The organism is Kitasatospora herbaricolor (assembly GCF_030813695.1).
Taxonomy (GTDB): Bacteria; Actinomycetota; Actinomycetes; order Streptomycetales; family Streptomycetaceae; genus Kitasatospora; species Kitasatospora herbaricolor.
In genome coordinates, this window is record NZ_JAUSVA010000002.1 from 1,633,560 (window position 1) to 1,658,110 (window position 24,551).

The window sequence follows — 24,551 nt, forward strand, 5'->3', positions numbered from 1 at the left end:
GGGATGCACCACGGGGGCACGGGGGTGCTGGATCCCTTCTCGCTCCACTCGGCGCTCACCTGGTCCCCCGACTGGGTGTTCCTGGTCGCCGCGCTGACCGGCGTCGCCCTGTACGCCGCGGGTGTGGTCCGGCTGCTCCGGCGCGGCGACCGCTGGCCGGTCGGCCGGAGCGTCGGCTGGCTGGCCGGCGTCGGCGGGGTGGTGCTGGTGACCTGCACCGGCCTGAACGACTACGGCATGGTGCTGTTCAGCGCCCACATGATCCAGCACATGGTGCTCTCCATGCTGGTCCCGATCCTGCTGCTGCTCGGTGCCCCGATCACGCTCGCCCTGCGCGCCCTGCGCCCGGCCGGCAAGGGCCGACCGCGCGGGCCGCGCGAGCTGCTGGTGGCGCTGCTGCACAGCCGGTACGTCAAGGTGATCTCGCACCCGGCCTTCACCATCCCGCTGTTCATCGCCAGCCTCTACGGCCTCTACTTCACCCCGCTGTTCGACTTCCTGATGCAGTACCGCCTCGGGCACATCGGCATGATGGTGCACTTCCTGGCGGCCGGCCTGCTCTTCTTCTGGCCGATCATGGGCGTGGACCCGGGGCCGCACCGGCCGGGTCACGTGCTGCGGATCATCGAGCTGTTCATGGGGATGCCCTTCCACGCCTTCTTCGGCGTGGCGGTGATGATGGCCGGCCACCCGTTGGTGACCACCTTCACCGCGGCGGGCGCCCCGCCCGGCACCGACCTGCTGGAGGACCAGAAGCTCGCCGGCGGGATCACCTGGGCGTTCGGCGAGATCCCGACCGCGATCGTGCTGATCGCGCTGGTCTTCCAGTGGATGAAGTCCGAGGAGCGCCAGGCCCGCCGGCGCGACCGGGCCGAGGAGCGCAACGGCGACGCCGAGCTGAACGCCTACAACGACTACCTCGCCTCGCTGGACCGGCGCGGTCGCGCGCCCGCGGCGGGCAGCGCCCCGGCGGCCACCCCGGCCGGGCCGGTGACCCCGGCACCGGTCACCGAATAACCGCGGCACCGGACCGTCCGAGAGCCCCCGCCCCGTGGCGGGGGCTCTCGCGCGTCCCCCTCCACCCGAAAAATCGCTGGGTGCGGCGGCCACGGGTGTGTAGCGTCCGGGGGATGAGCTGGCTGCCCGAAGATTTCGTCCATCCCGTCCACACCGAGGTCCTCCCCGGATACCACCTGCGTCCGATCAGGGAATCGGACGTCGACCTCGACCACCCCGCCGTCATGGGCTCCCGCGAGCGGCTCTGGGCGCTGTACGGGGAGGCCTGGGGGTGGCCGTCGGCCACCATGTCCTTCGAGGCGGACCGCGCGGACCTCGCCCGGCACGAGCGGGAGATCGAGGCCCATCAGTCCTTCAACTACGCGCTGTTCGACACCGCCGAATCCGCGCTGCTGGGCTGCGTCTACATCGACCCGCCGGAGAAGCCCGGCGCCGACGCCGAGATCTGCTGGTGGGTGGTGGACGGGCTGGCGGGCGGCGAGGTCGAGGCGGCCCTGGACGCGCTGGTCCCGGCCTGGATCTCCGAACGCTGGCCGCTGAAGAATCCCCGGTACATCGGCCGGGACATCTCCTGGTCGGACTGGATCGCCCTGCCCGCACTCGGCTGAGCCGGCGGGGCGTCCGCACCCGGACGGTGGCCCGGGAGTGCGCGCCCGCACGGTGGCCCGGACGTCGGTGGGGGCGGGCCCGGCAGGTCCGTCCCGGGGCCGGCGCCGCGGAAACCACTGCCCCGCGGGAAAGCACTGCCCCGCGGAAAAGCACTGGCTTGCGGGAAAGCACTGCCCCGCAGGGGCCCCGGCACTACGCTCCCGACCATGAGTGCATTCCGCTGGCCCGTCCTCGACGAGGCCCATCAGGCTCTGCGCAGCGCCGTCGCGCAAGTCCCCGCCGACGGTTGGCAGCGGCCGACGCCCGCCGGGCGGTGGACGGTCGCGCAGGTCCTGCAGCACGCCGCCGCCGACCAGCTGGCGTACGCCGCCAGGCTCACCGGCGGGCCCGGGCCTGACTACGACCCGTTCGAGCCGTCGGGCACCATCCCGGGGAGCCCGGCCGAGCTGCTGGAGACGGCCCTGACCGCCTCGGCCGAAGCCTTCGGCGCCGTCGACCCCGCCGATGCCGAGGTGCCCGTCCCGCTCCCGCCGTACACCCTGACGGCGGCCCGCGCGGTGGAGGCGGCCGCACTCGACGCCGCGGTGCACGCCTGGGACATCGCCGTCGCGAGCGGCCTGCGCTCCCCGTTGACGCCGGCGCTGGCGAAGGCCCTGCGACCGGTCGCCGACGACGTGGTCGAGCCGCTCCGCGGCTACGCCTTCGCCTCGGCGCTCGAACCGGCCGCCGGCGCGGACGCGGCCGACGCGCTGCTCAACCACCTCGGCCGCCGGGCCGACTGGAAAGGCTGACCCGAGCAGCGCCCGCGCGGTGGCGACGGGCCCGGGCGGTCCCGCCGTTCGGCCCGACCGGCACCGCCCCTTCACCAACAGCCGGCCCCCAGGCGGCGGCCGGTCGCGTCCTGACCGCATCGGTTCCGCGGCGTCCCGAGGGCCGCCCGACTCCGGTCGCCGCTGCGCACCTCTGCGTGCCCCGGCTGTTCACCCCTGCGCGGGTACGACCGTTCACCAGTCCGTCCACGGCGGCCCCCGCCGCTCACTCGGCCGGGTGAACCCGCAGGTCGGCGCGTGCCCCTGATCAACTCGCTCCAGTTGGCGTTGGGTCCGACGTATGCGAATTCTGTTTCAGGAGCATTGATGCCCAACCCGCGTGACAATTCGACCGATTCCGCACGGACCGGCTCCCCAGGGCTCTTCCGTCGTACCTTCCTCGGGTCCGCCGCGGCGGCCGCCGCCGTGGCCGGCGGCGTCGCCCTCACCGGCAGCCCGGCCGTCGGCGCACCCCGCACGGCGCCCAAGGGCCGCGGCATCGACCCGGACCTGAGCCACGACCTCGCCCGCAAGATGCTGCTGGTCGGGGAGAACGGCGAGGACCTCACGCTGGAGTACCTGCGGATCCTGATCGACGGCCGGCTCCCGGCGCGCGCCCGGCAGAAGAAGGTCCTGATCGTCGGTGCCGGCGTCGCCGGGCTGGCCGCCGCGAGCCTGCTCAAGCAGGCCGGGCACGAGGTGGTGATCATCGAGGCCAACGCCAGCCGGGTCGGCGGCCGGGTCAAGACCTTCCGCGGCTTCCAGGACAAGGCGCTGTACGCGGAGGCCGGCGCCATGCGGCTGCCGGACTTCCACCCGCTGGTCCGCGCCCTGGCCGACAAGCTCGGACTCAAGCGCCGGCTGTTCTACAACGCCGACGTCGCACCCGGCGCCGAGCCCACCGGCTCGGTGCCGCCGGTGGTGTACCGGTCCTTCACCGGGGAGACCTGGTCGAACCGCCCCGACGACTTCACCTTCAAGGCGCCCAAGCTGGACGGCAAGCGCCTGATCCGGGTGAACGGGATGACCACCAGCCGGAACGCCTACGCCGACGCGCCGGACAAGCTGCACAAGACCTTCGGCGTGAACTCGGGCGGCCGCACGATGTCGGACGCCGTCACCGAGGCACTGAAGCCGGTCACGGTGTCCCCCGAGGCCGACATCAACGAGCAGATCGAGGCCTGGGCCAGGATCTTCCAGAAGTACGACGACCACTCCACCCACCGCTACCTGGTGGAGGAGGCGGGCTGGGACCTGGCGCAGATCCAGGCGGCCGGCACCTTGGAGAACCTCACCTCCCGGCTGCACTACTCGCTCATCCCGACCCTCATCGACCACGCGGCGATCAAGCCCACCAACCGCTACTGGGAGCTGGAGGGCGGCACCGACCAGCTGACCGAGGCGATGGCCGCGCCACTGCGCAACGACATCCGGATGGGCCGGCGGATGACCCGGCTCGTCCAGACCGACACCGGCGTCCGGATCGACACCACCGCCGAGAGCGGCGACGAGGAGTCCTTCGACGGCGCTCCGATCGCCCCCACGGAGTCCTTCGAGGGCGACTACGCGATCGTCACCATCCCGTTCAGCGCGCTGCGCTTCTGCTCGGTCGAGCCGCTGATGTCGTACCCGAAGCGCCGCGCCGTGAATGAGCTGCACTACGACTCGGCGACCAAGGTGCTGTTGGAGTTCAAGACCCGGTTCTGGGAGCAGGGGCCGAACGGCTTCACCGGCGGCGGCTGCGTCTCGGACAGCGCGAGCCGGTTCACCTACTTCCCCTCGCACTCCCCCGAGGGGTCGGCCGGCGGCGTGGTGCTGGCCTCCTACAGCTGGTCGGACGACGCGATGCGCTGGGACTCGCTCACCCCGGGCGAGCGGTACGCCTTCGCGCTCGACGACATGGAGCGGATGTTCGGTCCGGTCGTCCGGAGCGAGTTCACCGGGGTCGGCGCGACCCAGTCCTGGGCGCGGGCCCGCTACGCGCTCGGCGAGGCCGTCATCTTCACGCCCGGCCAACTGCACGAACTGCACCCCGCCAGCCGCACGGTGGAGGGCCGGGTGCACTTCGCGGGTGAGCACACCAGCCTGAAGCCGGCCTGGATCGAGGGTGCGCTGGAGTCCGCCGTCCGCACCTTCCTGGAGGTCCACCCGCGCTGACCCGCGGCAGCCGGACGTCCGGGGTGCCGGGCCACCGCTCCCGCCGGGGCGGCGGCCCGGCGCCCCCGGTCCCGCGCGCCCGCCTCCCTCCCGGGAGGGAGGCGGGACCCATCGCGGGCGGGAGGTGCCCGGTCGGCCGCGCTGGAAGAGTCTCCGGTACCGGGCAGGGCGCCCGGGACCAACGGGAGGCCCGCTCATGACCGTTCATCAGTTCCTCGCGTCGGCAGGCCGGACGGGGCTCCGACTGGCCACCGGCATGCTGGCGGGAGCGCTGCTGGCCGCCACCGCGCCGACGGCGGGCGCCGCGACCGCGGCCGGGGTCGCTCCCGGGCCGGCCGCGGCACGCGCCGACGAGGCGGCCCTGCGGCAGGCACTGGCGGACATCGTGGCGGCCGGCGGCTCCACCGCCGCCCTGGCCGAGGTCCACGACGGCGGCCGGACGGTCTGGCGCGGCACGGCCGGCACCGCGGACCTGGCGACCCACGCCCCGGTGCGCGCGGACGGTCACTTCCGGATCGGCAGCATCACCAAGACCTTCGTCGCGACCGTCGTCCTCCAACTGGTCGGCGAGGGCCGCCTGCGGCTGGACGACACCGTGGAGCACCTGCTGCCGGGCGCCGTCCCCGGCGGCACCGGCATCACGCTCCGCCAACTCCTCGACCACACCAGCGGGATACCCGACTACACCGAGGACCCGCGGTTCGAGATGAAGGACGAGGCGGACATCCTGCGCTGGGTCGACACCGGCCGCTGGACCACCTACCGGCCCCGGGAGCTGGTCGACGTCGCGACGGCGCACCCGGCGCTGTTCCCGCCGGGCACCGGCTGGAGCTACTCCAACACCAACTACCTCCTGGCCGGGATGGCCGTCGAGCGGGTCACCGGCCACAGCTGGGAGGAGGAGGTGCGGCGGCGCATCGTCCTCCCGCTGGGCCTGACCGGGACGTCCTTCCCCCGCACCTCGCCCTTCGTCCCGGCGCCGCACGCGCACGGCTACTTCAGCCTGTCCGGCGGCCCGGTGGACGTCACGCTGCGGAACCCCTCGGGCGCCTCGGCCGCCGGCTCCGGCATCTCCACCGCCGCCGACCTGGACCGCTTCCTCGCCGCGCTGCTCGGCGGCCGCCTGCTGCGCCCCGCCGAACTGGCCGAGATGCAGCGGACGACGGAGGTCCGCCCGGGCGTCGGCTACGGCCTGGGCCTGCAGCGGATGGACTCCCCCTGCGGGCCCCTGTTCGGACACACCGGGAGCATCGAGGGCTACCAGTCCGCGCTGGTCGGCACCCGGGACGGCGGTCGGCAGATCGCCCTGTCCTACAACCCGTTCGACCGCAGCAAGGGAGCGGAGCAGCAGCGCGCCGTGCTCGGCCTGCTGGTGAACGCGCTCTGCCCGTCGGCCCCCACCGGCGGCGCCACGCCGAACGGCTGACCGGGCCTGAGCCGGCGGCCGGCCCGCCGCCGGCTCAGGCCTCGGGCGTGATCCGCCCGAGCCGGCGCACCAGCTGCTCCACCGTGTCGGTGGGCGGCCAGGGGAAGTTCGGCAGGCCGGCCCGCAAGGTGACCTGACCGTGCAGGGCCGTCCAGAGCGCGACGGCGTCGCCGAAGGGGTCGTCGCCGGCCGAACGCCCGGCGCGGGCGCAGGCCTCCAGGCTGTCGACCAGGGTCTGGAACGCGAGCAGCCCGTGCGAGGCGCCGGGGCTCGCGCCGTCCGAGTCGTCCGAGTCGTCCGCGCCGGCACCGCCGGCACCGCCGGCACCGCCGGCACCGCCGATGCCTGCGAAGCCCTCCGGGCCGCAGGGGGACTCCTTCTGCTCGGCCCGCGGGGAGCCGAACAGCAGGCGGTAGCGGGCGGGTTCGCGGGTACCGAACTCGACATAGGCGGCGCAGCCCGCGAGCAGTGCCTCGACCGGGTCCTGGTACCCGTCGGAGGCGCCGAGGACGCTCTCGCGCAGCTGGGTGAGCGACTCGACCACGACGGCGTCGACGATGGCGTCCCGGTCGGCGAAGTGGGCGTAGATCGACGGAGCCGCGATGCCGACCTCGCGGGCCACCGAGCGCAGGGTGACGGCCTGGTCGGAGCCGGTGCGGACGATGATCGCGGTCGCCGCCCGGACGATCTCCTCGCGGAGCCGGGGCCCCTCGCCGCGCCGGTTGCGGTGCCGCGTCGGCGCCTGTTCGCCCTGGTCGGGGGCGGCGGCGGGATCCGAGGGCTGCTTGGGCATGGCGGCAACTTTACACCTGTTAGGCGATTGGAGTAGCTTTCCCTCCGCAAGCTTACGCACGTAAGGTTACAGGGGTGAGGAAAGCATGGGCTCTGCCAGCACCACCGACCCGGACCAGGGCCACCCACGACGCTGGGCCGCCCTGGCGGCGCTCTGCACGTCACTCGTGGTGGTCACCATCGACAACACGGTGCTCAACACCGCACTGCCCGCGCTCGCCACCGGGCTCCCGGCCTCCACCGCGGACCTCCAGTGGATCAACAACGCCTACACACTGGTCTTCGCGGCGATGCTGATCACCGCCGGCAGCCTCGGCGCGCGGATGGGCCAGCGCCTGGCCCTGACCGGTGGGCTGACGGTCTTCGCCCTCGGATCCGCGGTCGCCGCGACGGCCGGCTCGGCCGGCCAACTGATCGGACTCCGGGCGGTGATGGGCCTGGGGGCGGCCTTCGTCATGCCGGCCACGCTGTCCACCATCGTGACGCTCTTCGGCCCCCGGGAGCGCCCCAAGGCGATCGCCCTCTGGTCCGCGACGGCCGGGCTCGGCATCGTGATCGGCCCGATCGCGGGCGGCCTGCTGCTGGAGCACTTCTCCTGGAGCAGCGTCTTCTGGATCAACGTGCCGCTGGTCGCGATCGCGCTCGGCGCCGTACTGCTCCTGCTCCCCCCGATGCCCGGCCGGCCGGGAGGCCGACTGGACATCCCCGGCCTGCTGCTGTCGGCGAGCGGGCTGGCCGCACTGGTCGACGTGATCGTCCAGGGGCCCGAGCGCGGCTGGCTCTCCGCCACGTCGCTGGCCGAGGCCGCGGCCGCCGTCCTGCTGCTGGCCGCCTTCGCCGGCTGGGAGCTGCGTACCGCCGAACCGATGGTCGACATCAGGGTCTTCGCGATCCGGGCCTTCAGCCTCGCCGGGGTGCTGCTCGCGGTCACCTTCTTCGCCCTGTTCGGCCTGCTCTTCGTCTTCACCCAGTACCTGCAACTGGTGCACGGCTACAGCCCCTTGAAGGCCGGGCTCGGCGCGGTGCCGTTCGCCCTGGCGATGGCGGCCACCGCGGCGACCAGCGCCAGGACCGCCGCCCGGCTGGGCACCCGGCACACCATCGCCGGCGGTCTCGCCCTGATGTCGCTCGGCCTCGCCGGGGTGTCCCTGGTGAGCACCGGCACGCCGTACCTCGTGATCGCCGCCGCGATGGCCGTGGTGGGCGCCGGCATGGGCCTGATCATGGCGCCGGCCAGTGCGGCGACGGTCAACTCGCTGCCCCGGGAGAAGGCGCCGACGGCCGGCTCGATCAACAGCGTGGTGCGCGAACTCGGCGGTGTGCTGGGTATCGCGGTGGTCGGCACGGTCGTCTCGGCCTCCTACCGGGACCACCTGGAGTCCGCCCTGCCGGGCGCGCCGGCACCGGCCGCGGAGGACCTGACCTCCGCCCACATCGTCGCCGCGCACCTGCCCGCCGAGGCGGCCGGCCGGCTGCTCTCCGCGGCCGACCAGGCCTTCACCACCGCGATGCACGGCGGTACCTGGATCTGCGCCGCGATCACCCTGGTCGGGGCCGTCACCGCCCTGCTCGGGTTCGCCCGGACCGCCCCGGCCGCCCACTCGGCGGACGACCAGCCGGACCTGGGGCAGCCGGACCTGGGGCAGCCCGCGGTCGCCGGGGCGGACCGGACCCCGGCCGGCGCCCGGGGCTGACCCGGTCGGGTCCGGGGCCCGGCCGACGGATGGCCCGGCCGGCCGGGCCCCGGACCGACAGGCTTCGGCACGGTCAGGGCATCGGAGCGGTCAGGCCATCGGAGCGGTCAGCCGATGCCCTGCCGGTCCGGGGCCAGGGCGAAGGCCCGGTTCTCCGGATCGACCACGTGCTCGATCACCGCCCGCTCCAACAGGCTTCGCTGGGAGAGCAGTTGCGATCGCCGACCGGCCGGGGTGATCCGCAGCAGGTCGTCCAGTGCTGCCGTCAGCCGGCGCGTCACCTGGGGATGTCCGGCCCCGCAGATCCGGATCTCGGTGAACGCGAGGTCCACCACGCACTCCCAGTCGGGCACCGGCACGACCAGCCGCACCACCCCGTGGCGGTCCCGGAACTGGAGGTCGCCGAAGCTCTCCTGGACGAGCATGCCGAGCAGTTGGTGGATCCGGTCGACGGCCTGCACGGCGGTGGTCGGGTCGTTGACGGCCGGCGACAGCGCCCGGATCGCGATGTCCACCAGTTGCCGGAGCCCGAAGGTGAGGTCCTGGTGCATCGTCCGTTCGACGCCGACGTTCAGCGCCGAGGCGATCCGCCAGGGGCGCGGCGGGGAGCCGCCGGAGACCCGGACGATCGGGGTGCCCGGGGTGATGAAGTCCCCGATCCTCGGCACCATGTGGAACACCAGGTCACGCCTGCGCGCCAGGCGGACCAGCCGGCGGATGTTGAGGTCGCGCAGCGCGCCCGAGCGGCCCTCGTGGAGCAGCGTCAGCGCGTTCGCGGGCTCGGCCGGCGGGTCCCCGTCCGGCGGCACCAGCCGGTACTGTCCGATGACGGCCACCGACTCGGTCGCCACCCGGTCGATCACGTGCGGCACCCGCAGCAGCCGCATCATCGACTGCACGTACAGCACGAACAACGCCAGACTGAGGACGACCAGCAGAGTCGCCATCAGCCCGGAGAACACCGGTACCGAGGTGACCTTGCCCGGATCGGTCTCGTCGTCGTAGCTCAGCTGCACCAGCAGCGCGTACAGGAAGGTGGCCAGGCAGACCGAGAAGGTCGCCTTGGTCAGCCGGCTGCGGACGTAGAGCCGCAGCACCCGCGGACTGAACTGGCTGGCCGCCATCTGGAGCGCGACCAACGAGATCGAGAAGACCACGCCGATGAACGTGAGCATCGCCGAACTGACGCTGGAGACCACGCTCTTGGCGGCGGTGTCGAAGCGCATCAGCTCGCTCGCCGAGCCGGTCTCGGCGATCGTGGCGGCGACGACCGCCTCGTCCGCCCAGGCGGTCAGCCCGGCCAGCAGGACGGCGCCGACACAGGTGAGCAGCGGGGCGAACCAGAAGGACTCGCGCAGGTGGTCGCGCAGCGGTGACAGCGGCCGGTAGCGCGGCCCGGCCCGGCGCAGCCTGAGCCGGCCGGGCCGGTGCCCGCCCTGCCGGCTGCCGGCCGGAGCGGGACCGCCCGGGCCACGACCGCCCGGGCCACGACCGCTCGGGTCACCGTCGCTCGGGTCACGGTCGCTGGGCCGGCGGTCGCTCATCGGCCCAGGGTAGGAGCCCGGACGCGGTTCGCCCGGCGCGGCACGCGGACGCCCCCTGACGGCGCCGGCCACCGGCGCCCCCGGTCACCGCGGGCGCCGGGCGCCGGCCGTCCCCGCCCCCGGGACAATGGTGACCGGCGGCAGGCAGCCGCCGGTCACCACCCGCCGGGCCGCAGGGGCCCGCGCGCGGGGAGCGAGGAGTGGGCATGGCCAGGGAATTCGAGATCCGGCGCGAGGTCCTGCTGCCGGCGACGCCGGAGCAGGTCTTCGAGGCGGTCACGACCGGCACCGGCGGCCGGCTGTTCCCCGTGGCGGACGAGGCCGGTGCCACCCCGGGGCCGCATGCCCCCGGGGTGACGGCCTGGGAGCCGCCGGGCCGCTTCGCGGTCCGCACCGAGGGCGAGGGCGGCCGGTTCGACGCCCTGGAGTACCTGATCGAGCCGCGCGGCGAGGGCGGCGCCCGGCTGCGGTACACCCACGGCGGTGTCTTCGCGGAGGACTACGACACCCGGTACGAGAGCTGCGAGAAGCACACCGACCTCCATCTGCACACCCTGGGGCAGTACCTGCGTCACTTCGCCGGGCGCCCGGCGGTGGTCCTCGACGTCCAGGGGCCCGCGGCCTCGGCCGGCGCGGACGGGTTCGAGCTGCTGCTGGACGAGCTGCACCTCGACCAGGAGGTCCGGGTGGGCGACCGGCTGAGCCTGGACCTGCCGGAGATCGGCGTGCTGGACGCCGAGGTGGACTACCGCACCCCGCAGTTCCTGGGGCTGCGGGCCCAGGACGGGCTCTACCGCTTCTTCGGCCGCAACGCCTTCGGCGCCCCGGTCGGCGTGACCCTGCACCTGTTCGGCGAGGACGCCGACCGGGCGGGCACCGGGCAGGCCTGGCAGGCCTGGTTGGACGGCCTGTACGCGGGATAGTCCCCGCCGGTCCCCCACCTACGCCCCGCCTCGCAGCGGGGGCCGCCGGCTCCCGCTCGCCTACCCGCCCAGGGCCCGGCGCAGCGTCAGCGCGTCCGGGGCGACGGCGGTGAGCAGGCTCGCGTCCGCCCCCGGCAGGGCCAGCCAGGCGCTGCCCTCCGCCGGGGCGGGAGCGGGGTCGGGGGCGCTCCCGGGCCCGACCAGCAGCAGTTGCCCGGCCGTCCGGTGCCCGGCGAGGACGGCGGGGCCGTCCCAGCCGGGAGCGCCGGGGCCGAGGTCGGTCTGCTGGTCGAGCAGCAGCCGGCCGGCCCGCCGGACGGTCAGCCGGGAGGTGAGGCGTCCGGGCGGCCGGCCGCGGGCCCGGTCGTGGTGGCGGCCGAGGACCTGCTCCTCGCGGTAGCGCAGCCCGGCGCCCGGCGCCAGGGTGATCCGGGTGTGCAGGACGAGGTGGCTGCCGGCGGCGGCGACGACCTGTTCGGGCAGCCACTCCAGCCGGGCCCCCTCCCCCACCGTGAGGTCGACGTCGTAGTGGGCGGGTCCTGGCCCCGGCAGGCTGATGGTGGCCGCGGCGCTGGTGACCCGCATGGCGGCGCCGGCCCGGACGTCGACCGTCACGCCGAGCCGGTCGCCGCCGAGCGGGGCGGCCATCGAGCCGACCAGCACCACGTGCGCGGCCGGGCCGCTGCCCCGCGTACGGCGCGGGGCGAGCGGGCCGGCCCCGGCCAGCACGGGCAGGTCGGTGCCGCCGCGCCCGTCCGGCCCGGCGGTGATCCGGGCCCGCGCGGTGAGGGCGCCGGCGGCGGGCGGGGCGGTGGCGGTCACCTGGCGGCGGCCCAGTCGGCCAGCCGGGCCCGGACCCACCGGGCGACGGGCGCGACTCCGTCCGGGGCGGTCAGGGCGCAGAAGACGGTGGGCAGCTCGCCGCGCTGGGCCTCGGCGTCCCGGGCCATCACCCCGAGGTCGGCGCCGACCAGCGGCGCGAGGTCGGTCTTGTTGATCACCAGCAGGTCGGAACTGATGACGCCGGGGCCGCCCTTGCGGGGGATCTTGTCGCCGCCGGAGACGTCGATGACGAAGATCTGGTGGTCGACCAGGCCCCGGCTGAAGGTGGCGGTGAGGTTGTCGCCGCCGGACTCGACCAGCACCAGGTCGAGCGGGCCGAGGGCCTCCTCCAGTTCCTCGACGGCCTCCAGGTTGGCGGAGATGTCGTCCCGGATGGCGGTGTGCGGGCAGCAGCCGGTCTCGACGGCGCTGATCCGCTCGGGCGGCAGGACGGCGTTGCGGAGCAGGAACTCGGCGTCCTCGGTGGTGTAGATGTCGTTGGTGACGACGGCCAGCGAGAACTCCTCGCGCAGGGCCCGGCAGAGTGCCGCGACGGTGGCGGTCTTGCCGGAGCCGACCGGGCCGCCCAGGCCGATCCGCAGCGCCCGCCGGGTGGCGGGGCGCGGGGCGGCGGCGGGGCCGCGGGGCGCGTGCACGACGCCGGGGCCGTTCGGCTCGGTGAAGGTGTGCCGGGTGGGGGCGTCGACGTGGTCGACGTGGTCACGATGCAAAGAGCCGGACCTTCCAGGAGTGGTGCTGCTCGGCGTAGAGGTCGAGCAGGGGGGCGGAGGCGGCGGGCAGCCGGTCGACGTCGTGGTGGCCCGCGGCCTCGACGGCCGCCGCGGCGACGGCGTCGAGCTGCGGGCCGAGCCGGGCGAGGGCGGCGGCGACCTCGTACGGGTCGAGCCCGAGCAGCCGGACGCAGGCGGTGGCGGGGCCGTTGACGCTCTCGTAGGCGGCGACGGCCGCCGCCCCGCCGGGGGTGAGGCCGGCGGCGCGGGCGGCGACGCCGAGGACGACGGGCTGGTGGGCACCGCGCGGGTGTGCGGCGGCCAGCCGGTCGAGGTCGGGGTGCGGCCAGGCCGCCCGGGCCGCCCGCAGGAGTTGGCGGCCCAGGCGCCGGCTGGTGGCCCGCAGGGCGGGTGCCGGGGTGCGCGCGTCGGCGGCCTCGTCGAGTTCGGCGTGGCCCTGCCCGGTGGCGGCCGCCGCGGCCAGGCCGGCCGCGGTGAGGCCGCTGGTGTGCAGGCGGCCGGTGAGGAAGGCCGCCATGCTGGTGCTGTCGTGGACCCGGCCGGACTTGACGGCCGCCTCGGCTCCGCCGGAGTGCGCGTGGCCGCCGGCCGGGAAGCGGCCGTCCGACAGCAGCAGCAGCGCTGCGAGGCTCATCGGAGGCAGCCTTTCAGAACAGGAAGTACCGCTGGGCGAGCGGTAGTTCGGTGGCCGGTGCGGGGGTGATGACCTCGCCGTCCACGGTGACCGTGAAGGTGTCGGGGTCGACTCTGACGTCCGGGCGGGCGGTGTTGTTGACCATGTGGTCCTTGGTGACCCCGCGGGTGTTCCGGATCGCGGTGAACTCCTTGCCGAGGCCGAGGCGTTCGGGGAGGCCGTCGTCGAGGGCGGCCTGGGCGGTGAAGTTGACGGAGTTGAGCGCGGGGGCCCGGCCCTTGGCGCCGAACATCGGCCGGGGCAGCACCGGTTGGGGCGTGGGGATGGAGGCGTTGGCGTCGCCCGTCTGGGCCCAGGCGATCTGTCCGCCCTTGACCACCAGGTCGGGCTTGACCCCGAAGAAGGCGGGCGTCCAGAGCACCAGGTCGGCGAGCTTGCCGGGCTCCACCGAGCCGATCAGGTGGTCCAGCCCCTGGGCCACCGCCGGGTTGATGGTGTACTTGGCGACGTAGCGCCGGGCCCGCAGGTTGTCGGCCCGCCCGTCGCCGGGCAGGGCGCCGCGTCGGGCCTTCATCACGTGCGCGGTCTGCCAGGTGCGCATCACCACCTCGCCGATCCGGCCCATCGCCTGCGAGTCGGAGCTGATGATGGAGATCGCGCCGAGGTCGTGCAGCACGTCCTCGGCGGCGATGGTGGAGGGGCGGATCCGGGACTCGGCGAAGGCCAGGTCCTCGGGGACGTGCGGATTGAGGTGGTGGCAGACCATCAGCATGTCGAGGTGCTCGTCGACGGTGTTGACGGTGTGCGGCCGGGTCGGGTTGGTCGAGCTGGGCAGGACGTTGAGCTCGGAGACCACGGTGATGATGTCGGGTGCGTGGCCGCCGCCGGCACCTTCGGTGTGGTACGCGTGGATGCCCCGGCCGGCGATCGCGGCGAGGGTGTCGGCGACGAACCCTGCCTCGTTCAAGGTGTCTGTGTGGATGGCGAGTTGGGCGCCGCTCTGCTCGCAGACCCGCAGGCACGCGTCGATCGCGGCCGGGGTGGCGCCCCAGTCCTCGTGGATCTTGAACCCGAGGGCGCCGGCCCGCAGCTGGTCGTGCATCGAGACGGTGTTGACGGTGTTGCCCTTGCCCAGCAGCCCTATGTTGAGCGGCAGGTCGTCCATCGAGGCGAACATCCGCGCCAGGTGCCAGCCGCCGGGGGTGATGGTGGTGGCCTTGGTGCCCTCGGCCGGACCGGTGCCGCCGCCGATCAGCGTGGTGATGCCCGAGGAGAGCGCCTCGTCGGCGAGTTGGGGGCAGATGAAGTGGACGTGGGCGTCGATCGCGCCGGCCGTCAGGATCCGGCCGTTGCCGGAGATCACCTCGGTCTCCGGGCCGATCACCAGCGCCGGGTGGACGCCGTCCATGGTCTCCGGGTTGCCGGCCTTGCCGAGGGCGGTGATCCGGCCGTCCCGGATGCCGATGTCGGCCTTGACGACTCCCCAGTGGTCGAGCACCACCGCGCCGGTGATGACGGTGTCGGGGGCGCCTTCCGCCCGGCTGGTGCGGGCCTGGCCCATCGACTCGCGGATCACCTTGCCGCCGCCGAAGACGGCCTCGTCGCCCCCGGCGCCGCGGTCCTCCTCGACCTCGATCAGCAGGTTGGTGTCGCCGAGCCGGATCCGGTCCCCGGTGGTGGGCCCGTAGAGGTCGGCGTAGCGGGCGCGGCCGACGTGCAGCGCGTACGGTTCAGGCATCGAGCGGCCCTCCGGTCTCACCGCGCAGCCCGGCGACCTCGCGCCGGCCGCCGATCGGGACGAGTTGGATCTCCACCGGGATGCCCGGCTCGAAGCGGACGGCGGTGCCGGCCGGGATGTTCAGCCGCCGGCCGTGCGCGGCCGGCCGGTCGAACTCCAGCCCGGGGTTGGCCTCGGCGAAGTGGTAGTGCGAGCCGACCTGGACGGGCCGGTCGGCGGTGTTCACCGCGATCAGCCGGGTCACGGGCAGGCCGGCATTGAGGCCGATCTCGCCCTCGCCGTACAGCACTTCACCGGGGACCGGGCCCGAGCCGGGGACCGGGCCCGAGCCGGGGACGGGGGCGGAGCCGGGGGCTGGGCCCGAGCCGGGGGCTGGGGCTGGGGCGGAGCCGGCGGTCACCGGATCGGCCCGTGGACGGTGACCAGCTTGGTGCCGTCGGGGAAGGTCGCCTCGACCTGGACGTCCGGGATCATCTCCGGGATGCCGTCCATCACGTCGGCGCGCGCCAGCACCTGCCGGCCGGACTCCATCAGCTCGGCGACGGTCCGGCCGTCCCGGGCGCCCTCCAGCACGTGCGAGGTGATCAGCGCGACCGCCTCGGGGTGGTTGAGCCGCAGGCCGCGGGCGCGCCGCGAGCGGGCCACATCGGCGGCGACATGGATGAGCAGGCGCTCCTGCTCGTGCGGGGTGAGTCTCATCTGCGCGCACCTCGGGGGGAGTTCAGAGGGCGCGGACACAGCGCTGTGCCGCGGCGGCCTCGGGCGCGCGGGCGGGATGCGGAGGGTGGGTGGGGATGCGCGGGCAGCGGTGCCCGGCGCGACCGCCCTCCGGCCCGCACGCGGGAGGTTGATCTGTGTCGGACACCGTAGCGGACGAACGGCCCCCGGGTCAGGGGGCTGGCCGTACACGTCTGGCATCGGTATGCGGGCGGCGCAATTTCTATAACCCGACCGGACATCCACAATGCCATGCCGCCAAATGAAAGCTCAATTCCCGCTCAAATCGTGGAACTACTCACGAGTCACGTAATGATCCCTCTCGCCCGCAGCCACCTACCTGCGGAAATGTCCCTCGTGAAAGGTAAATATTCAGTAATGAAATCTGTGCATAGTCCTATGAATACACCTAGGGTGTGGCCACTCTCCGACTTCCCACCCAACAGAGAGACGGCGCATGGCATCCCTCGATCAGCTCTCCCCGCCGAGTACCGGCACACCCACCCCCACCGGGTCCTCCCTCCGCCGCGAGGTGGGCCTGATCGGCCTCCTCTGGGCGTCGGTCGGCTCGATCATCGGCTCCGGCTGGCTGTTCGGCGCCAAGAACGCGGTGGTGGTCGCCGGCCCGGCGGCGCTCATCTCCTGGGGCATCGGGGCGGTCGCGATCGTGCTCCTCGCCCTGGTGCACGCCGAGCTCGGCGGGCTCTTCCCGGTCGCCGGCGGGACCGCGCGCTACCCGCACTACGCCTTCGGCGGCCTGGCGGGCATGTCCTTCGGCTGGTTCTCCTGGCTGCAGGCGGCCACCGTGGCGCCCATCGAGGTCGAGGCCATGATCGGCTACGCCGGCCACTGGGAATTCGCCAAGAGCTTCCTGAACGACAACGGCACCCTCACCACCAGCGGTTTCATAGTCGCGGTGCTGCTGATGGGCGTCTTCGTCGCGGTCAACTTCCTCGGTGTGCGGGTGCTGGCCCACACCAACAGCGTCGCCACCTGGCTGAAGATCTTCGTCCCGCTGCTGACGATCTTCGTGCTCGCCGTCACCAACTTCCACGGCAGCAACTTCACCTCGCACGGCTTCGCCCCGTTCGGCATGAAGGGCGTGCTCGGCGCGATCAGCTCCAGCGGCATCATCTTCGCGCTGCTCGGCTTCGAGCAGGCCATCCAGATCTCCGGCGAGAGCCGCAACCCCAAGCGCGACATCCCGCGGGCCGTGCTCGGCTCGGTGGCCATCGGCACCCTGATCTACGTCCTGCTGCAGGTCGTCTTCATCGGGTCGCTGCCGGTCAGCTCCTTCGCCGCCGGCTGGGACAAGCTGGACTTCCCCGGCATCGAGGGACCGTTCGCCGGGCTCGCCACGCTGGTCGGCCTCGGCTGGCTCGCCTGGGTGCTCTACTTCGACGCCATCGTCTCCCCCGGCGGCACCGGCCTGATCTACACCACCTCCACCTCGCGGATCTCCTACGGCCTGAGCAAGAACGGCTACGCGCCGCAGGCCTTCGAGCGCCTCGACCGCCGCGGCGTGCCGTGGTTCGGCCTGATCCTGTCGTTCGTCACCGGCGTGGTCTGCTTCCTGCCCTTCCCCAGCTGGCAGGAGCTGGTCGGCTTCATCACCTCCGCCAGCGTGCTGATGTACGCCGGCGCCCCGCTGGCCTTCGGCGCCCTGCGCCGCCGGCTGCCCGCGCGTGAGCGCTCCTACCGGCTGCCCGCCGGCGGCGTGATCTCCCCGCTCGCCTTCGTGGTCGCCAGCCTGATCATCTACTGGGCCGGCTGGCACACCCTGTCGCGGCTCGGCATCGCGATCGTGCTCGGCTACGCGCTGCTCGGCAGCTACGCCGCGTACGCGATCCGCAAGGGCCTGCCCAACGCGCCGCGCCTGGACTGGCGGGCCGCGCAGTGGCTGCCGGTCTACCTGGTCGGTCTGGGCCTGATCTCCTGGCAGGGCGGCTTCGGCGACGGCCGCGGCAACCTGCCGATGTGGTGGGACATGGCCGTTGTCAGCGCCTTCGCCCTCGCCGTCTACTTCTGGGCGATCCGGGTGGCGCTGCCGGCCGAGGAGATCGAGCGGAACGTCGAGGACATCGAGGTGGTGGACGCGGGCGGCCACTGACACGCCCTCATGCCAGCGGTCGGGCCTGCCGGATCACTCCGGCGGGCCCGCGCCGTTTCCCGGGCCGGGCGGCCGGGTGCGCGCGGGTTCAGGTGGCGGAGGAACGGCGCCGGGCCGCGCGCCGCTTCAGGGCGCGGCGGTCGTCCTCGCTGGTGCCGCCCCAGACACCGGCCTCCTGGCCGGTCTCCATGGCCCAGGCCAGACAGCGCTCCCGGACCGGGCAGGTGTGGCAGACCGCCTTGGCCTCCTCGGCCTGCCGCAGCGCCGGGCCGGTGTTGCCCAGCGGGAAGAACAGCTCGGGGTCCAGGTCGCGGCACCGCGCACGGTCTCGCCAGTTCATCGGAATGCTCCCTTCCGGAGGTGGATGCCTTCGGGCCGGCGGGCCACGTGGGACGGGGCCCCGCGGGGCGTCGCGTTCCCGGCCCTCCCCTCCCGCCTTGCCGCCCCCGGCCGGACCATGCCTGTCCGGGCCCGGAGTTTGCGGGCCGGCCGGACGTCCGCGGGGCCGGCCCCGCTCGGGACAGCGGGGCCGGCCGGGTGTCGCCGGGGGCAGGTCAGCCCGCGTTGACGCAGCCGTTGCCGAACGCCGGGTTGAGGATGCTGACGACGCCGATGCTGTTGCCGCACAGGTTGACCGGCACGTGCACCGGCACCTGGATGAGGTTGCCGGACAGCACGCCGGGCGAGCCGGCGGCGACGCCCTGCGCACCGGCGCTGGCACCGGCCACGCCGGCTCCCGCGAGCACGAGGGCGCCCGCGGCGACGGTCAGGGCGAGAGTCTTGCGAAGAGCGGTCATGAGCTTCTCCTGATAGTGGTGCTGATGCTGGGTGGATACGGATCGAAGCGTCCTGGGCCGCGACGCCGCGGCCCGCCGACACCAGTTCTTCGGCTGCCCGGAGGCTCTGGACTGCTCTGCGGGGCCCCGGTTCACCCGATGCAGTGAACACAAGGGCCGGACGGCCGATCCCGGACGTCGCGCCCGCCGGGGGCTGGGTGCCGGCCGGGCGGAGGCAGCAGCATCAGCGAGGGAGGGCAGTGGGCGGGCGCCCCGGTTTCGGCGCGGACGGCGCGGGCAGGCGACCGCTCGTGCGACCGCGCCGCACGCCCGTACGCCTCGCTCCGGCGGCGCCGGCCGCCCCCGGCCCCGGCGGGCGCGACGCGGCCCGCCGGGGGAGCATCGCCGCGGTCGCCCAACCGCAAGGCGCCCGCCCGCGCGGCGGGCCCGACGCACCGAAAGGATGCCCGTGACCCGTCCCAAGATCCTCGTCGTCGGTGGCGGATTCGCCGGAGTGGAGTGCCTGCACCGACTGGAACGGGCCCTGCGGCCCGCCGAGGCGGAGCTGACCCTCGTCACCCCGACGGACTACCAGCTCTACCTGCCGCTCCTGCCGCACGTGGCGGCCGGAGTGCTGACCCCCCAGTCGGTGGCGGTGTCGCTGCGCCGCAGGCTGCGCCGCACCAGGATCGTGCCGGGCGGTGCGACCGGTGTGGACACCGCGGCCCGGAGCGTCGAGGTCCGGACCTCGGCCGGCGCCGTCACCCGACTGCCGTACGACTTCCTGGTGCTCGCCGCCGGCAGCACCACCCGGACCTTCGACATCCCGGGCCTGGCCGAGCACGCGCTCGGCATGAAGACCCTCGCCCAGGCGGCCTACCTGCGCGACCACGTGATCTCCCAGCTCGACCTGGCGGCCGTCGCCACGGACGAGGCGGAGCGCGCCGCCCGGATGCGCTTCGTGGTGGTCGGCGGCGGCTACGCGGGCGTGGAGACCGCCGCCTGCCTGCAACGGCTCACCGCGGCGGCCACCGCCCGGTTCCCCCGGCTCGATCCCGCGCTGCTGGAGTGGCACCTGGTCGACGTGGCCCCGAAGCTGCTGCCGGAGCTCGGCGACCGGCTCGGTGCCAAGGCGATGGAGACGCTGCGCCGGCGCGGTGTCCGGTTCTCCCTGAACACCTCGGTCCGGGCGGTGACCCCGGAGTCGGTGACGCTGACGGACGGCCGGGTACTGCCGACCCGGACCCTGGTCTGGACGGCCGGGGTGGCGGCCAGCCCGCTGGTGGGGACCCTGGACGGGCCGACGGTGCGCGGCCGGCTGCGGACCACGGCCGAGCTGGCCGTACCCGGCTCCCCCGGCGTCTTCGCGGTCGGCGACGCCGCCGCGGTGCCGGACCTGGCGGTCGGCGGCGACGCCATCACCCCGCCGACCGCCCAGCACTCGCAGCGCCAGGGCAAGGCGGTGGCCCGGAACCTGGTCGCCACCCTGCGCGGTACCCCGCTGCGGCCCTACCGCCACCGCGATCTGGGGCTGGTCGTCGATCTGGGCGGCACCGACGCCGTCTCCAAGCCGCTCGGGGTGGAGCTCTCTGGTGTACCCGCCCAGCTGGTGGCCCGCGGGTACCACGTGATGGCCCTGCCCACCGTCACCGCCCGCGCCCGGGTGCTGACCAACTGGGCGCTGAACGCGACCACCGGGGACGACTTCGTCCGGACGGGGTTCCAGGAGGGCCGTCCGGCGACCCTGCAGGACTTCGAGCGCATCGGCGCGCGGCCGGCCCTGCCGGAGGCCGACCGGTCCGGACAGCCCCCGGCCTGACCCGGCCTCCGCCCGGACGCGCCGTCGGCCCGCACACCTGGGGTGTGCGGGCCGACGGGGGTTCGGCCGGAAAGGCCGGGGACGACGGGCCCCGGGACGGGCGGGCCTCGGCAGGCCTACCGCGGATCGTCCTCCTCCGGGGTCTCCACCAGTCGTGCCTGCTCGGCCGCGTCGGCCTCGGGAACGTCCGGCGCCAGGGAGCGGGCCGGGTCGTCGTCGCCGTGCGGCAGGAGCTCGCGCGCCTGCTCGGCCGCGTCGGCCGTGGGCACCTCCGGGTCGATCTCGCGGAGCAGGTCGTACTCCCTGACCTGCTCCGGGTCCACTGGTTCGGTCGTCATGCCGGGCTCCTCGCCGAGGTGGGGTCGAGCGGTACCGGCCCGCGGGGCCGGGCGGGGGCTCCGCGGTCAGCCGCGCCGGCGGCGCAGCACCAGCACCGCCGCCAGGCCACCGGCCACGAGACCGGCCACCAGCAGGTACGGCACCCGGGCCGGGCCGGCGCCCCGGCTCCACCGGCCCGCCTGCTCGTCCTGGTCGTCCTGCTCCTCCTGCTCGTCCGCGTTCCCGTTGCGGTCGTGGCTCTCGTGGCGGGCCGCCGGGTCCGGCGCGTCGGGCAGGCCGAGCGCGCTCCGGGCGGCCTCGACGTCGCCGAGCAGCAGTTCCGGGTCGTCCGGCACGGGTGTGCCGACGGCGAGGTGCGAGTCCGTGTCGTGCGGCGGGTCCGCGAGGGGTCGGGCGCCTTGCGTGCGGCCTTCTCGGGGGTTCATGGGCACCAGCCTTCCGGGTGTTCGGAACTGTCGGTGCCCGTCGCCTTGCCGCTCGGCCCGGAGGTAAACCCGCACGGGAGGGAAAGCCCGGCGGGCGGCTCAGCGCTCCTCCTCGCCGCGGTCCCCGCCCCAGAGGGTGTGGAAGGTCCCGACCCGGTCGGTCCGCCGGTAGGTGTGCGCCCCGAAGTAGTCGCGCTGACCCTGCACCAGGGAGGCCGGCAGCCGCTCCGCGCGCAGGCTGTCGTAGTAGGCCAGCGCGGTGGCGAAGCCGGGTGCGGGTACGCCCAGTTGGGCCGCGGTGGTGACGACCCGGCGCCAGCTGGACTGGGCCCCGGCCAGCGCCTCGCGGAAGTGCTCGTCGGTCAGCAGGGTGGGCAACCGGCCGTCTGCGCGGTACGCGGCGGTGATCCGGTCCAGGAAGCGGGCCCGGATGATGCAGCCGCCGCGCCAGATGGCGGCGGTCGCGCCGAGGTCGATGTCCCAGGCGTACTCGGCGCTGCCGGCCTGGATCTGGTTGAAGCCCTGCGCGTAGGCGACCATCTTCGAGGCGTACAGGGCCTGTTCGACGTCCTCGGCGAAGCGGTCGGAGGCCGCGCTGTCCAGCCAGGTCTCGGTCGGCCCGGGCAGTCCGTGGGCCGCGGCGCGCAGCTCCGCGCTGCCGGACAGCGACCGGGCGAAGACCGCCTCGGCGATGCCGCTCACCGGGATGCCGAGTTCGAGGGCGGTCTGCACCGTCCAGCGGCCGGTGCCCTTCTGCTCGGCCTGGTCGAGGACGACGTCGACGAAGGGCTTGCCGGTCGCGGCGTCGGTGTGGGCGAGGACCTCGGCGGTGATGCCGATCAGGTAGGACTCCAGCCGGCCGTCGTTCCAGCCCCGGAAGATCTCGGCGATCTCGCCGGGCTGGCGGCCGGCGCCGTGCCGCAGCAGGTCGTAGGCCTCGGCGATCAACTGCATGTCGGCGTACTCGATGCCGTTGTGCACCATCTTGACGAAGTGGCCGGCCCCGTCGGGGCCGATGTGGGTGCAGCAGGGCGCGCCGTCCACCTTGGCGGCGATGTCCTCCAGCAGCGGTCCGAGCACCCGGTAGGACTCCGTGGTGCCGCCCGGCATGATGCTGGGGCCTTCGAGGGCGCCCTGCTCGCCGCCGGAGATGCCGCTGCCGACGAAGTGCAGCCCGTGGGCGCGCAGGGCCTGCTCGCGCCGGCGGGTGTCCAGGAAGTGCGCGTTGCCGCCGTCCACCACCACGTCGCCAGCGTCCAGCAGGGGCACCAGTTCGTCGATGACGGCGTCGGTCGGGCCGCCGGCCTTGACCATGATCACGATCCGGCGGGGGCGCTCCAGCGAGGCGACGAACTCCTCCGCAGTCCGGGCCGGCCGGAATTCACCCTCGTGGCCGAACTCCTCGAGCAGCGCGGTGGTCCGGGCCGCGGTGCGGTTGTGCACGGCGACGCGGTAGCCGTGCCGGGCGAAGTTCCGGGCCAGGTTGCGGCCCATGACGGCCAGTCCGGTGACGCCGACCTGAGCCTGGGACTGCACTGCCATGACGGGTACTCCAAGCGGTCCTGGAAGGGGCGGGAGATCGGCCGGCCGGGACCGGACGTACGGGAACGGCCTGCCCGGTCCGACTCTGCCCGGGAAGCGGCCGCCGCGCACCCGGACGTACGGGCGGACGGACGTACCGGCGGACGGACGGAGGGACGAATGGACGGAAAGTCGGCGGACGGCGCACCGGGGCCCGGCGGGTGCGGGGCGGCACCCGCCGGGCCCCCGGACGGTCAGCCCAGCCCGAGGACCGTCCGCAGGGCCTCGCCGACGGCGGCCTCCTGGTCGGCCGGCACCGAGGCCGAACGCCAGGCCACGAACCCGTCGGGGCGGACCAGCACGGCGCCGTCCGGGCCGACCCCGTGCAGCTCGGCCCAGTCGGTGCCGGGCTCGGGGGCCAGGTCGTCCTCGGCGCCGGTGCCGATCCGGTAGGTGTCCAGCGGCACCGCCAGCCGGTCGGCGGCCCGCCGGGCGGCCGCGTGCCAGGATCCGCCCGACGCGCCGGTGAGCAGCACCATCGCCTGCTCGTAGAGGTCCAGCGAGGAGAGCCGGACGCCGGCCCGCAGCAGCCACAGGTGCGGTGCCCGGCTGCCCGGCTCGCCGGTCGGACGGAAGCCCTCCGGCACCACCGGCTGGTCGGGGTCCCCGCCGGCCACCGCGCCCTCGGGGTAGCGGTAGCCGAGCGCGACCGCCAGCACGCCGGCCTGCCGGCCGGTTCCGGGCACCGCGTCGTAGCCGGGGTGGCTGTGCTCGGCCGAACGGGCGGAGGCCCGCTCGGCGGTGACCCGGGCGACCGGGCGGCGCTCGGTGGTGTAGGTGTCCAGCAGGCCGGGCCCGGCCCAGCCGCCGAGCACGGCGGCCAGCTTCCAGGCCAGGTTGTGCGCGTCCTGGATGCCGGTGTTGGAGCCGAAGGCACCGGTCGGGGACATCTCGTGGGCGGAGTCGCCGGCGAGGAACACCCGTCCGGCGGAGTACCGGTCGGCGACCCGTTCGGCCGCGTGCCAGGGGGCCTTCCCGGTGATCTCGACGTCCAGGCCGGGGACGCCGGTCGCGGTCCGGATGTGCGCGACGCAGCGCTCGTCGGTGAACGCCTCCATCGGCTCCCCGTGCTCGGGGTGCCAGGGCGCGTGGAAGACCCACTGCTCGTGGTTGTCCACCGGCAGCAGCGCGCCGGGACCCTGAGGGTTGGTCAGGTAGCAGGCGATGAAGTGCCGGTCGCCCACGGCCTCGGCGAGCCGCTTCGCCCGGAAGGTGATGCTGACGTTGTGGAACAGCTCGCCCTTGCCGGACTGGCCGATCCCGAGCCGCTCGCGCACCGGGCTGCGCGGCCCGTCGGCGGCGATCAGGTACTCGGCCCGGACGGTCCGCTCCTCGCCGGTCTCCCGGCTGCGCAGCAGCGCGCTCACCCCGTCTTCGTCCTGCTCGAAGGAGATCAGCTCGGTGCTGAAGCGCAGGTCGCCGCCGAGCTCGCGGGCCTGGCGCAGCAGGACGGGCTCCAGGTCGTTCTGGCTGCACAGGCACCAGGAGGACGGGCTGAACCTGGCGAGGGCGCCGCCGGGGTCGATCTCCCGGAAGAGCCACTCCTGCTCGGTGCCGGTGAGGGTGTCGGCCTGCAGGATGCCGTGGTTCTCGGCCAGCACGGAGGCCGCCTCGCGGATGCCCGCCTCCGCGCCGGCGACCCGCAGCAGTTCCATCGTCCGGACGTTGTTGCCGCGTCCACGCGGGTGATGCGAGGTGCCCGAGTGCTTCTCGACCAGGAGGTGTCTGACACCCAGTCGGCCCAGGAAGAGCGAGGCCGACAGCCCCACCAGTGACCCGCCCACGATCAGGACCGGCACCCGGTCGTCCACCTTTGGATTCATCAATTGCTCCAGCCTGTACGGGAGTTCAGCGGTCGGCGAGAGTT

The 24,551-nt window shown here is 74.2% G+C and carries 23 protein-coding genes; 9 read left to right on the forward strand and 14 right to left on the reverse strand.

The features are described 5' to 3' along the window. The first annotated feature begins 3 nt into the window (after window positions 1-3). The 5 genes from J2S46_RS07460 to J2S46_RS07480 all read left to right on the forward strand — a co-directional run bounded on the left by J2S46_RS07460 (window position 4) and on the right by J2S46_RS07480 (window position 6,018). Window positions 4-1,017 carry a cytochrome c oxidase assembly protein gene (locus tag J2S46_RS07460; protein WP_191290909.1) on the forward strand — a complete coding sequence of 338 codons (1,014 nt, stop codon included), beginning with the start codon at window positions 4-6 and terminating at the stop codon, window positions 1,015-1,017. A gap of 113 nt (window positions 1,018-1,130) precedes the next feature. Continuing rightward, the gene (locus tag J2S46_RS07465; RefSeq protein WP_191290797.1) at window positions 1,131-1,625 is read left to right on the forward strand and encodes a GNAT family N-acetyltransferase; all 495 of its coding nucleotides are present in this window, start codon (window positions 1,131-1,133) and stop codon (window positions 1,623-1,625) included. A 207-nt stretch (window positions 1,626-1,832) separates the two neighbouring features. Beyond that, entirely contained in the window at window positions 1,833-2,417 is a 585-nt protein-coding gene (locus J2S46_RS07470) for a TIGR03086 family metal-binding protein (protein ID WP_191290796.1), read from the forward strand. A 345-nt stretch (window positions 2,418-2,762) separates the two neighbouring features. Further along, the gene (locus J2S46_RS07475) at window positions 2,763-4,592 is read left to right on the forward strand and encodes a flavin monoamine oxidase family protein (protein ID WP_191290795.1); all 1,830 of its coding nucleotides are present in this window, start codon (window positions 2,763-2,765) and stop codon (window positions 4,590-4,592) included. Between the two features lie 196 nt (window positions 4,593-4,788). Further along, entirely contained in the window at window positions 4,789-6,018 is a 1,230-nt protein-coding gene (locus J2S46_RS07480) for a serine hydrolase domain-containing protein (RefSeq protein ID WP_191290794.1), read from the forward strand. Between the two features lie 34 nt (window positions 6,019-6,052). On the opposite strand, the gene J2S46_RS07485 is transcribed toward J2S46_RS07480, so the two are convergent. Beyond that, window positions 6,053-6,811: a TetR/AcrR family transcriptional regulator gene (locus J2S46_RS07485; protein WP_191290793.1), complete on the reverse strand. Its 759-nt coding sequence runs from the start codon at window positions 6,809-6,811 to the stop codon at window positions 6,053-6,055. A gap of 85 nt (window positions 6,812-6,896) precedes the next feature. On the opposite strand from J2S46_RS07485, the gene J2S46_RS07490 reads away from it, so the two are divergent. Further along, on the forward strand, window positions 6,897-8,504 hold the full coding sequence (locus tag J2S46_RS07490; RefSeq protein WP_191290792.1) for an MFS transporter: 1,608 nt from the start codon (window positions 6,897-6,899) through the stop codon (window positions 8,502-8,504). A 107-nt stretch (window positions 8,505-8,611) separates the two neighbouring features. Here the strand turns inward: J2S46_RS07490 and J2S46_RS07495 are convergent, their stop codons facing one another. Continuing rightward, complete coding sequence (locus J2S46_RS07495; protein WP_191290791.1) at window positions 8,612-10,048, reverse strand: DUF2254 domain-containing protein; 1,437 nt, start codon at window positions 10,046-10,048, stop codon at window positions 8,612-8,614. A 206-nt stretch (window positions 10,049-10,254) separates the two neighbouring features. Between J2S46_RS07495 and J2S46_RS07500 the strand changes: the two genes are divergently transcribed. Beyond that, on the forward strand, window positions 10,255-10,971 hold the full coding sequence (locus tag J2S46_RS07500; RefSeq protein ID WP_191290790.1) for an SRPBCC family protein: 717 nt from the start codon (window positions 10,255-10,257) through the stop codon (window positions 10,969-10,971). A gap of 60 nt (window positions 10,972-11,031) precedes the next feature. On the opposite strand, the gene J2S46_RS07505 is transcribed toward J2S46_RS07500, so the two are convergent. From J2S46_RS07505 to J2S46_RS07530, 6 genes are all read right to left on the reverse strand, one after another. Next, a complete protein-coding gene (locus tag J2S46_RS07505) occupies window positions 11,032-11,793 on the reverse strand; it encodes an urease accessory protein UreD (protein WP_191290789.1) in 762 nt (253 codons plus the stop codon). Beyond that, window positions 11,790-12,524 (reverse strand): urease accessory protein UreG, encoded by a 735-nt coding sequence (gene ureG / locus J2S46_RS07510; RefSeq protein WP_191290788.1) that lies wholly within the window; start codon window positions 12,522-12,524, stop codon window positions 11,790-11,792. Before ureG ends, J2S46_RS07505 begins: the two co-directional genes overlap by 4 nt. Continuing rightward, the gene (locus tag J2S46_RS07515; protein ID WP_191290787.1) at window positions 12,514-13,179 is read right to left on the reverse strand and encodes an urease accessory protein UreF; all 666 of its coding nucleotides are present in this window, start codon (window positions 13,177-13,179) and stop codon (window positions 12,514-12,516) included. Before J2S46_RS07515 ends, ureG begins: the two co-directional genes overlap by 11 nt. 13 nt (window positions 13,180-13,192) lie before the next feature. Next, window positions 13,193-14,917 (reverse strand): urease subunit alpha, encoded by a 1,725-nt coding sequence (locus tag J2S46_RS07520; RefSeq protein WP_191290786.1) that lies wholly within the window; start codon window positions 14,915-14,917, stop codon window positions 13,193-13,195. After that, complete coding sequence (locus tag J2S46_RS07525; protein ID WP_229912838.1) at window positions 14,910-15,206, reverse strand: urease subunit beta; 297 nt, start codon at window positions 15,204-15,206, stop codon at window positions 14,910-14,912. Before J2S46_RS07525 ends, J2S46_RS07520 begins: the two co-directional genes overlap by 8 nt. 107 nt (window positions 15,207-15,313) lie before the next feature. Further along, a complete protein-coding gene (locus J2S46_RS07530; protein WP_073927023.1) occupies window positions 15,314-15,616 on the reverse strand; it encodes an urease subunit gamma in 303 nt (100 codons plus the stop codon). A gap of 475 nt (window positions 15,617-16,091) precedes the next feature. On the opposite strand from J2S46_RS07530, the gene J2S46_RS07535 reads away from it, so the two are divergent. After that, window positions 16,092-17,744, forward strand: coding sequence for an APC family permease (locus J2S46_RS07535; RefSeq protein ID WP_191290784.1), 1,653 nt, complete (start codon window positions 16,092-16,094; stop codon window positions 17,742-17,744). 88 nt (window positions 17,745-17,832) lie between these two features. Here the strand turns inward: J2S46_RS07535 and J2S46_RS07540 are convergent, their stop codons facing one another. After that, on the reverse strand, window positions 17,833-18,084 hold the full coding sequence (locus J2S46_RS07540) for a WhiB family transcriptional regulator (RefSeq protein WP_191290783.1): 252 nt from the start codon (window positions 18,082-18,084) through the stop codon (window positions 17,833-17,835). Between the two features lie 214 nt (window positions 18,085-18,298). Continuing rightward, window positions 18,299-18,541, reverse strand: coding sequence for a chaplin (locus tag J2S46_RS07545; protein WP_073927026.1), 243 nt, complete (start codon window positions 18,539-18,541; stop codon window positions 18,299-18,301). A gap of 442 nt (window positions 18,542-18,983) precedes the next feature. Here J2S46_RS07545 and J2S46_RS07550 point away from each other — a divergent pair, with 442 nt between their 5' ends. Further along, entirely contained in the window at window positions 18,984-20,339 is a 1,356-nt protein-coding gene (locus J2S46_RS07550) for an NAD(P)/FAD-dependent oxidoreductase (RefSeq protein ID WP_191290782.1), read from the forward strand. 116 nt (window positions 20,340-20,455) lie between these two features. Here the strand turns inward: J2S46_RS07550 and J2S46_RS07555 are convergent, their stop codons facing one another. From J2S46_RS07555 to J2S46_RS07570, 4 genes are all read right to left on the reverse strand, one after another. Continuing rightward, window positions 20,456-20,677 carry a hypothetical protein gene (locus tag J2S46_RS07555; RefSeq protein ID WP_191290781.1) on the reverse strand — a complete coding sequence of 74 codons (222 nt, stop codon included), beginning with the start codon at window positions 20,675-20,677 and terminating at the stop codon, window positions 20,456-20,458. A 66-nt stretch (window positions 20,678-20,743) separates the two neighbouring features. After that, window positions 20,744-21,103 (reverse strand): hypothetical protein, encoded by a 360-nt coding sequence (locus J2S46_RS07560; protein ID WP_191290780.1) that lies wholly within the window; start codon window positions 21,101-21,103, stop codon window positions 20,744-20,746. Window positions 21,104-21,202: 99 nt separating this feature from the next. After that, window positions 21,203-22,639, reverse strand: a complete 1,437-nt coding sequence (gene gnd / locus J2S46_RS07565; RefSeq protein ID WP_191290908.1) for an NADP-dependent phosphogluconate dehydrogenase — start codon at window positions 22,637-22,639, stop codon at window positions 21,203-21,205. 239 nt (window positions 22,640-22,878) lie between these two features. Continuing rightward, window positions 22,879-24,507, reverse strand: a complete 1,629-nt coding sequence (locus J2S46_RS07570; RefSeq protein ID WP_191290779.1) for an FAD-dependent oxidoreductase — start codon at window positions 24,505-24,507, stop codon at window positions 22,879-22,881. Window positions 24,508-24,551: the final 44 nt, after the last annotated feature.

Bases quoted from the DNA above. Each gene is read 5' to 3' on its own strand.
- J2S46_RS07520 (WP_191290786.1), bottom strand. From the start codon at position 14,917: ATGCCTGAACCGTACGCGCTGCACGTCGGCCGCGCCCGCTACGCCGAC.
- J2S46_RS07490 (WP_191290792.1), top strand. From the start codon at position 6,897: ATGGGCTCTGCCAGCACCACCGACCCGGACCAGGGCCACCCACGACGC.
- J2S46_RS07555 (WP_191290781.1), bottom strand. From the start codon at position 20,677: ATGACGACCGAACCAGTGGACCCGGAGCAGGTCAGGGAGTACGACCTG.
- J2S46_RS07470 (WP_191290796.1), top strand. From the start codon at position 1,833: ATGAGTGCATTCCGCTGGCCCGTCCTCGACGAGGCCCATCAGGCTCTG.
- J2S46_RS07475 (WP_191290795.1), top strand. From the start codon at position 2,763: ATGCCCAACCCGCGTGACAATTCGACCGATTCCGCACGGACCGGCTCC.
- J2S46_RS07570 (WP_191290779.1), bottom strand. From the start codon at position 24,507: ATGAATCCAAAGGTGGACGACCGGGTGCCGGTCCTGATCGTGGGCGGG.
- J2S46_RS07540 (WP_191290783.1), bottom strand. From the start codon at position 18,084: ATGAACTGGCGAGACCGTGCGCGGTGCCGCGACCTGGACCCCGAGCTG.
- J2S46_RS07485 (WP_191290793.1), bottom strand. From the start codon at position 6,811: ATGCCCAAGCAGCCCTCGGATCCCGCCGCCGCCCCCGACCAGGGCGAA.
- J2S46_RS07560 (WP_191290780.1), bottom strand. From the start codon at position 21,103: ATGAACCCCCGAGAAGGCCGCACGCAAGGCGCCCGACCCCTCGCGGAC.
- J2S46_RS07550 (WP_191290782.1), top strand. From the start codon at position 18,984: ATGCCCGTGACCCGTCCCAAGATCCTCGTCGTCGGTGGCGGATTCGCC.
- J2S46_RS07460 (WP_191290909.1), top strand. From the start codon at position 4: ATGCACCACGGGGGCACGGGGGTGCTGGATCCCTTCTCGCTCCACTCG.
- J2S46_RS07495 (WP_191290791.1), bottom strand. From the start codon at position 10,048: ATGAGCGACCGCCGGCCCAGCGACCGTGACCCGAGCGACGGTGACCCG.
- J2S46_RS07530 (WP_073927023.1), bottom strand. From the start codon at position 15,616: ATGAGACTCACCCCGCACGAGCAGGAGCGCCTGCTCATCCATGTCGCC.
- J2S46_RS07545 (WP_073927026.1), bottom strand. From the start codon at position 18,541: ATGACCGCTCTTCGCAAGACTCTCGCCCTGACCGTCGCCGCGGGCGCC.
- J2S46_RS07480 (WP_191290794.1), top strand. From the start codon at position 4,789: ATGACCGTTCATCAGTTCCTCGCGTCGGCAGGCCGGACGGGGCTCCGA.
- J2S46_RS07535 (WP_191290784.1), top strand. From the start codon at position 16,092: ATGGCATCCCTCGATCAGCTCTCCCCGCCGAGTACCGGCACACCCACC.
- J2S46_RS07500 (WP_191290790.1), top strand. From the start codon at position 10,255: ATGGCCAGGGAATTCGAGATCCGGCGCGAGGTCCTGCTGCCGGCGACG.
- J2S46_RS07465 (WP_191290797.1), top strand. From the start codon at position 1,131: ATGAGCTGGCTGCCCGAAGATTTCGTCCATCCCGTCCACACCGAGGTC.
- J2S46_RS07515 (WP_191290787.1), bottom strand. From the start codon at position 13,179: ATGAGCCTCGCAGCGCTGCTGCTGCTGTCGGACGGCCGCTTCCCGGCC.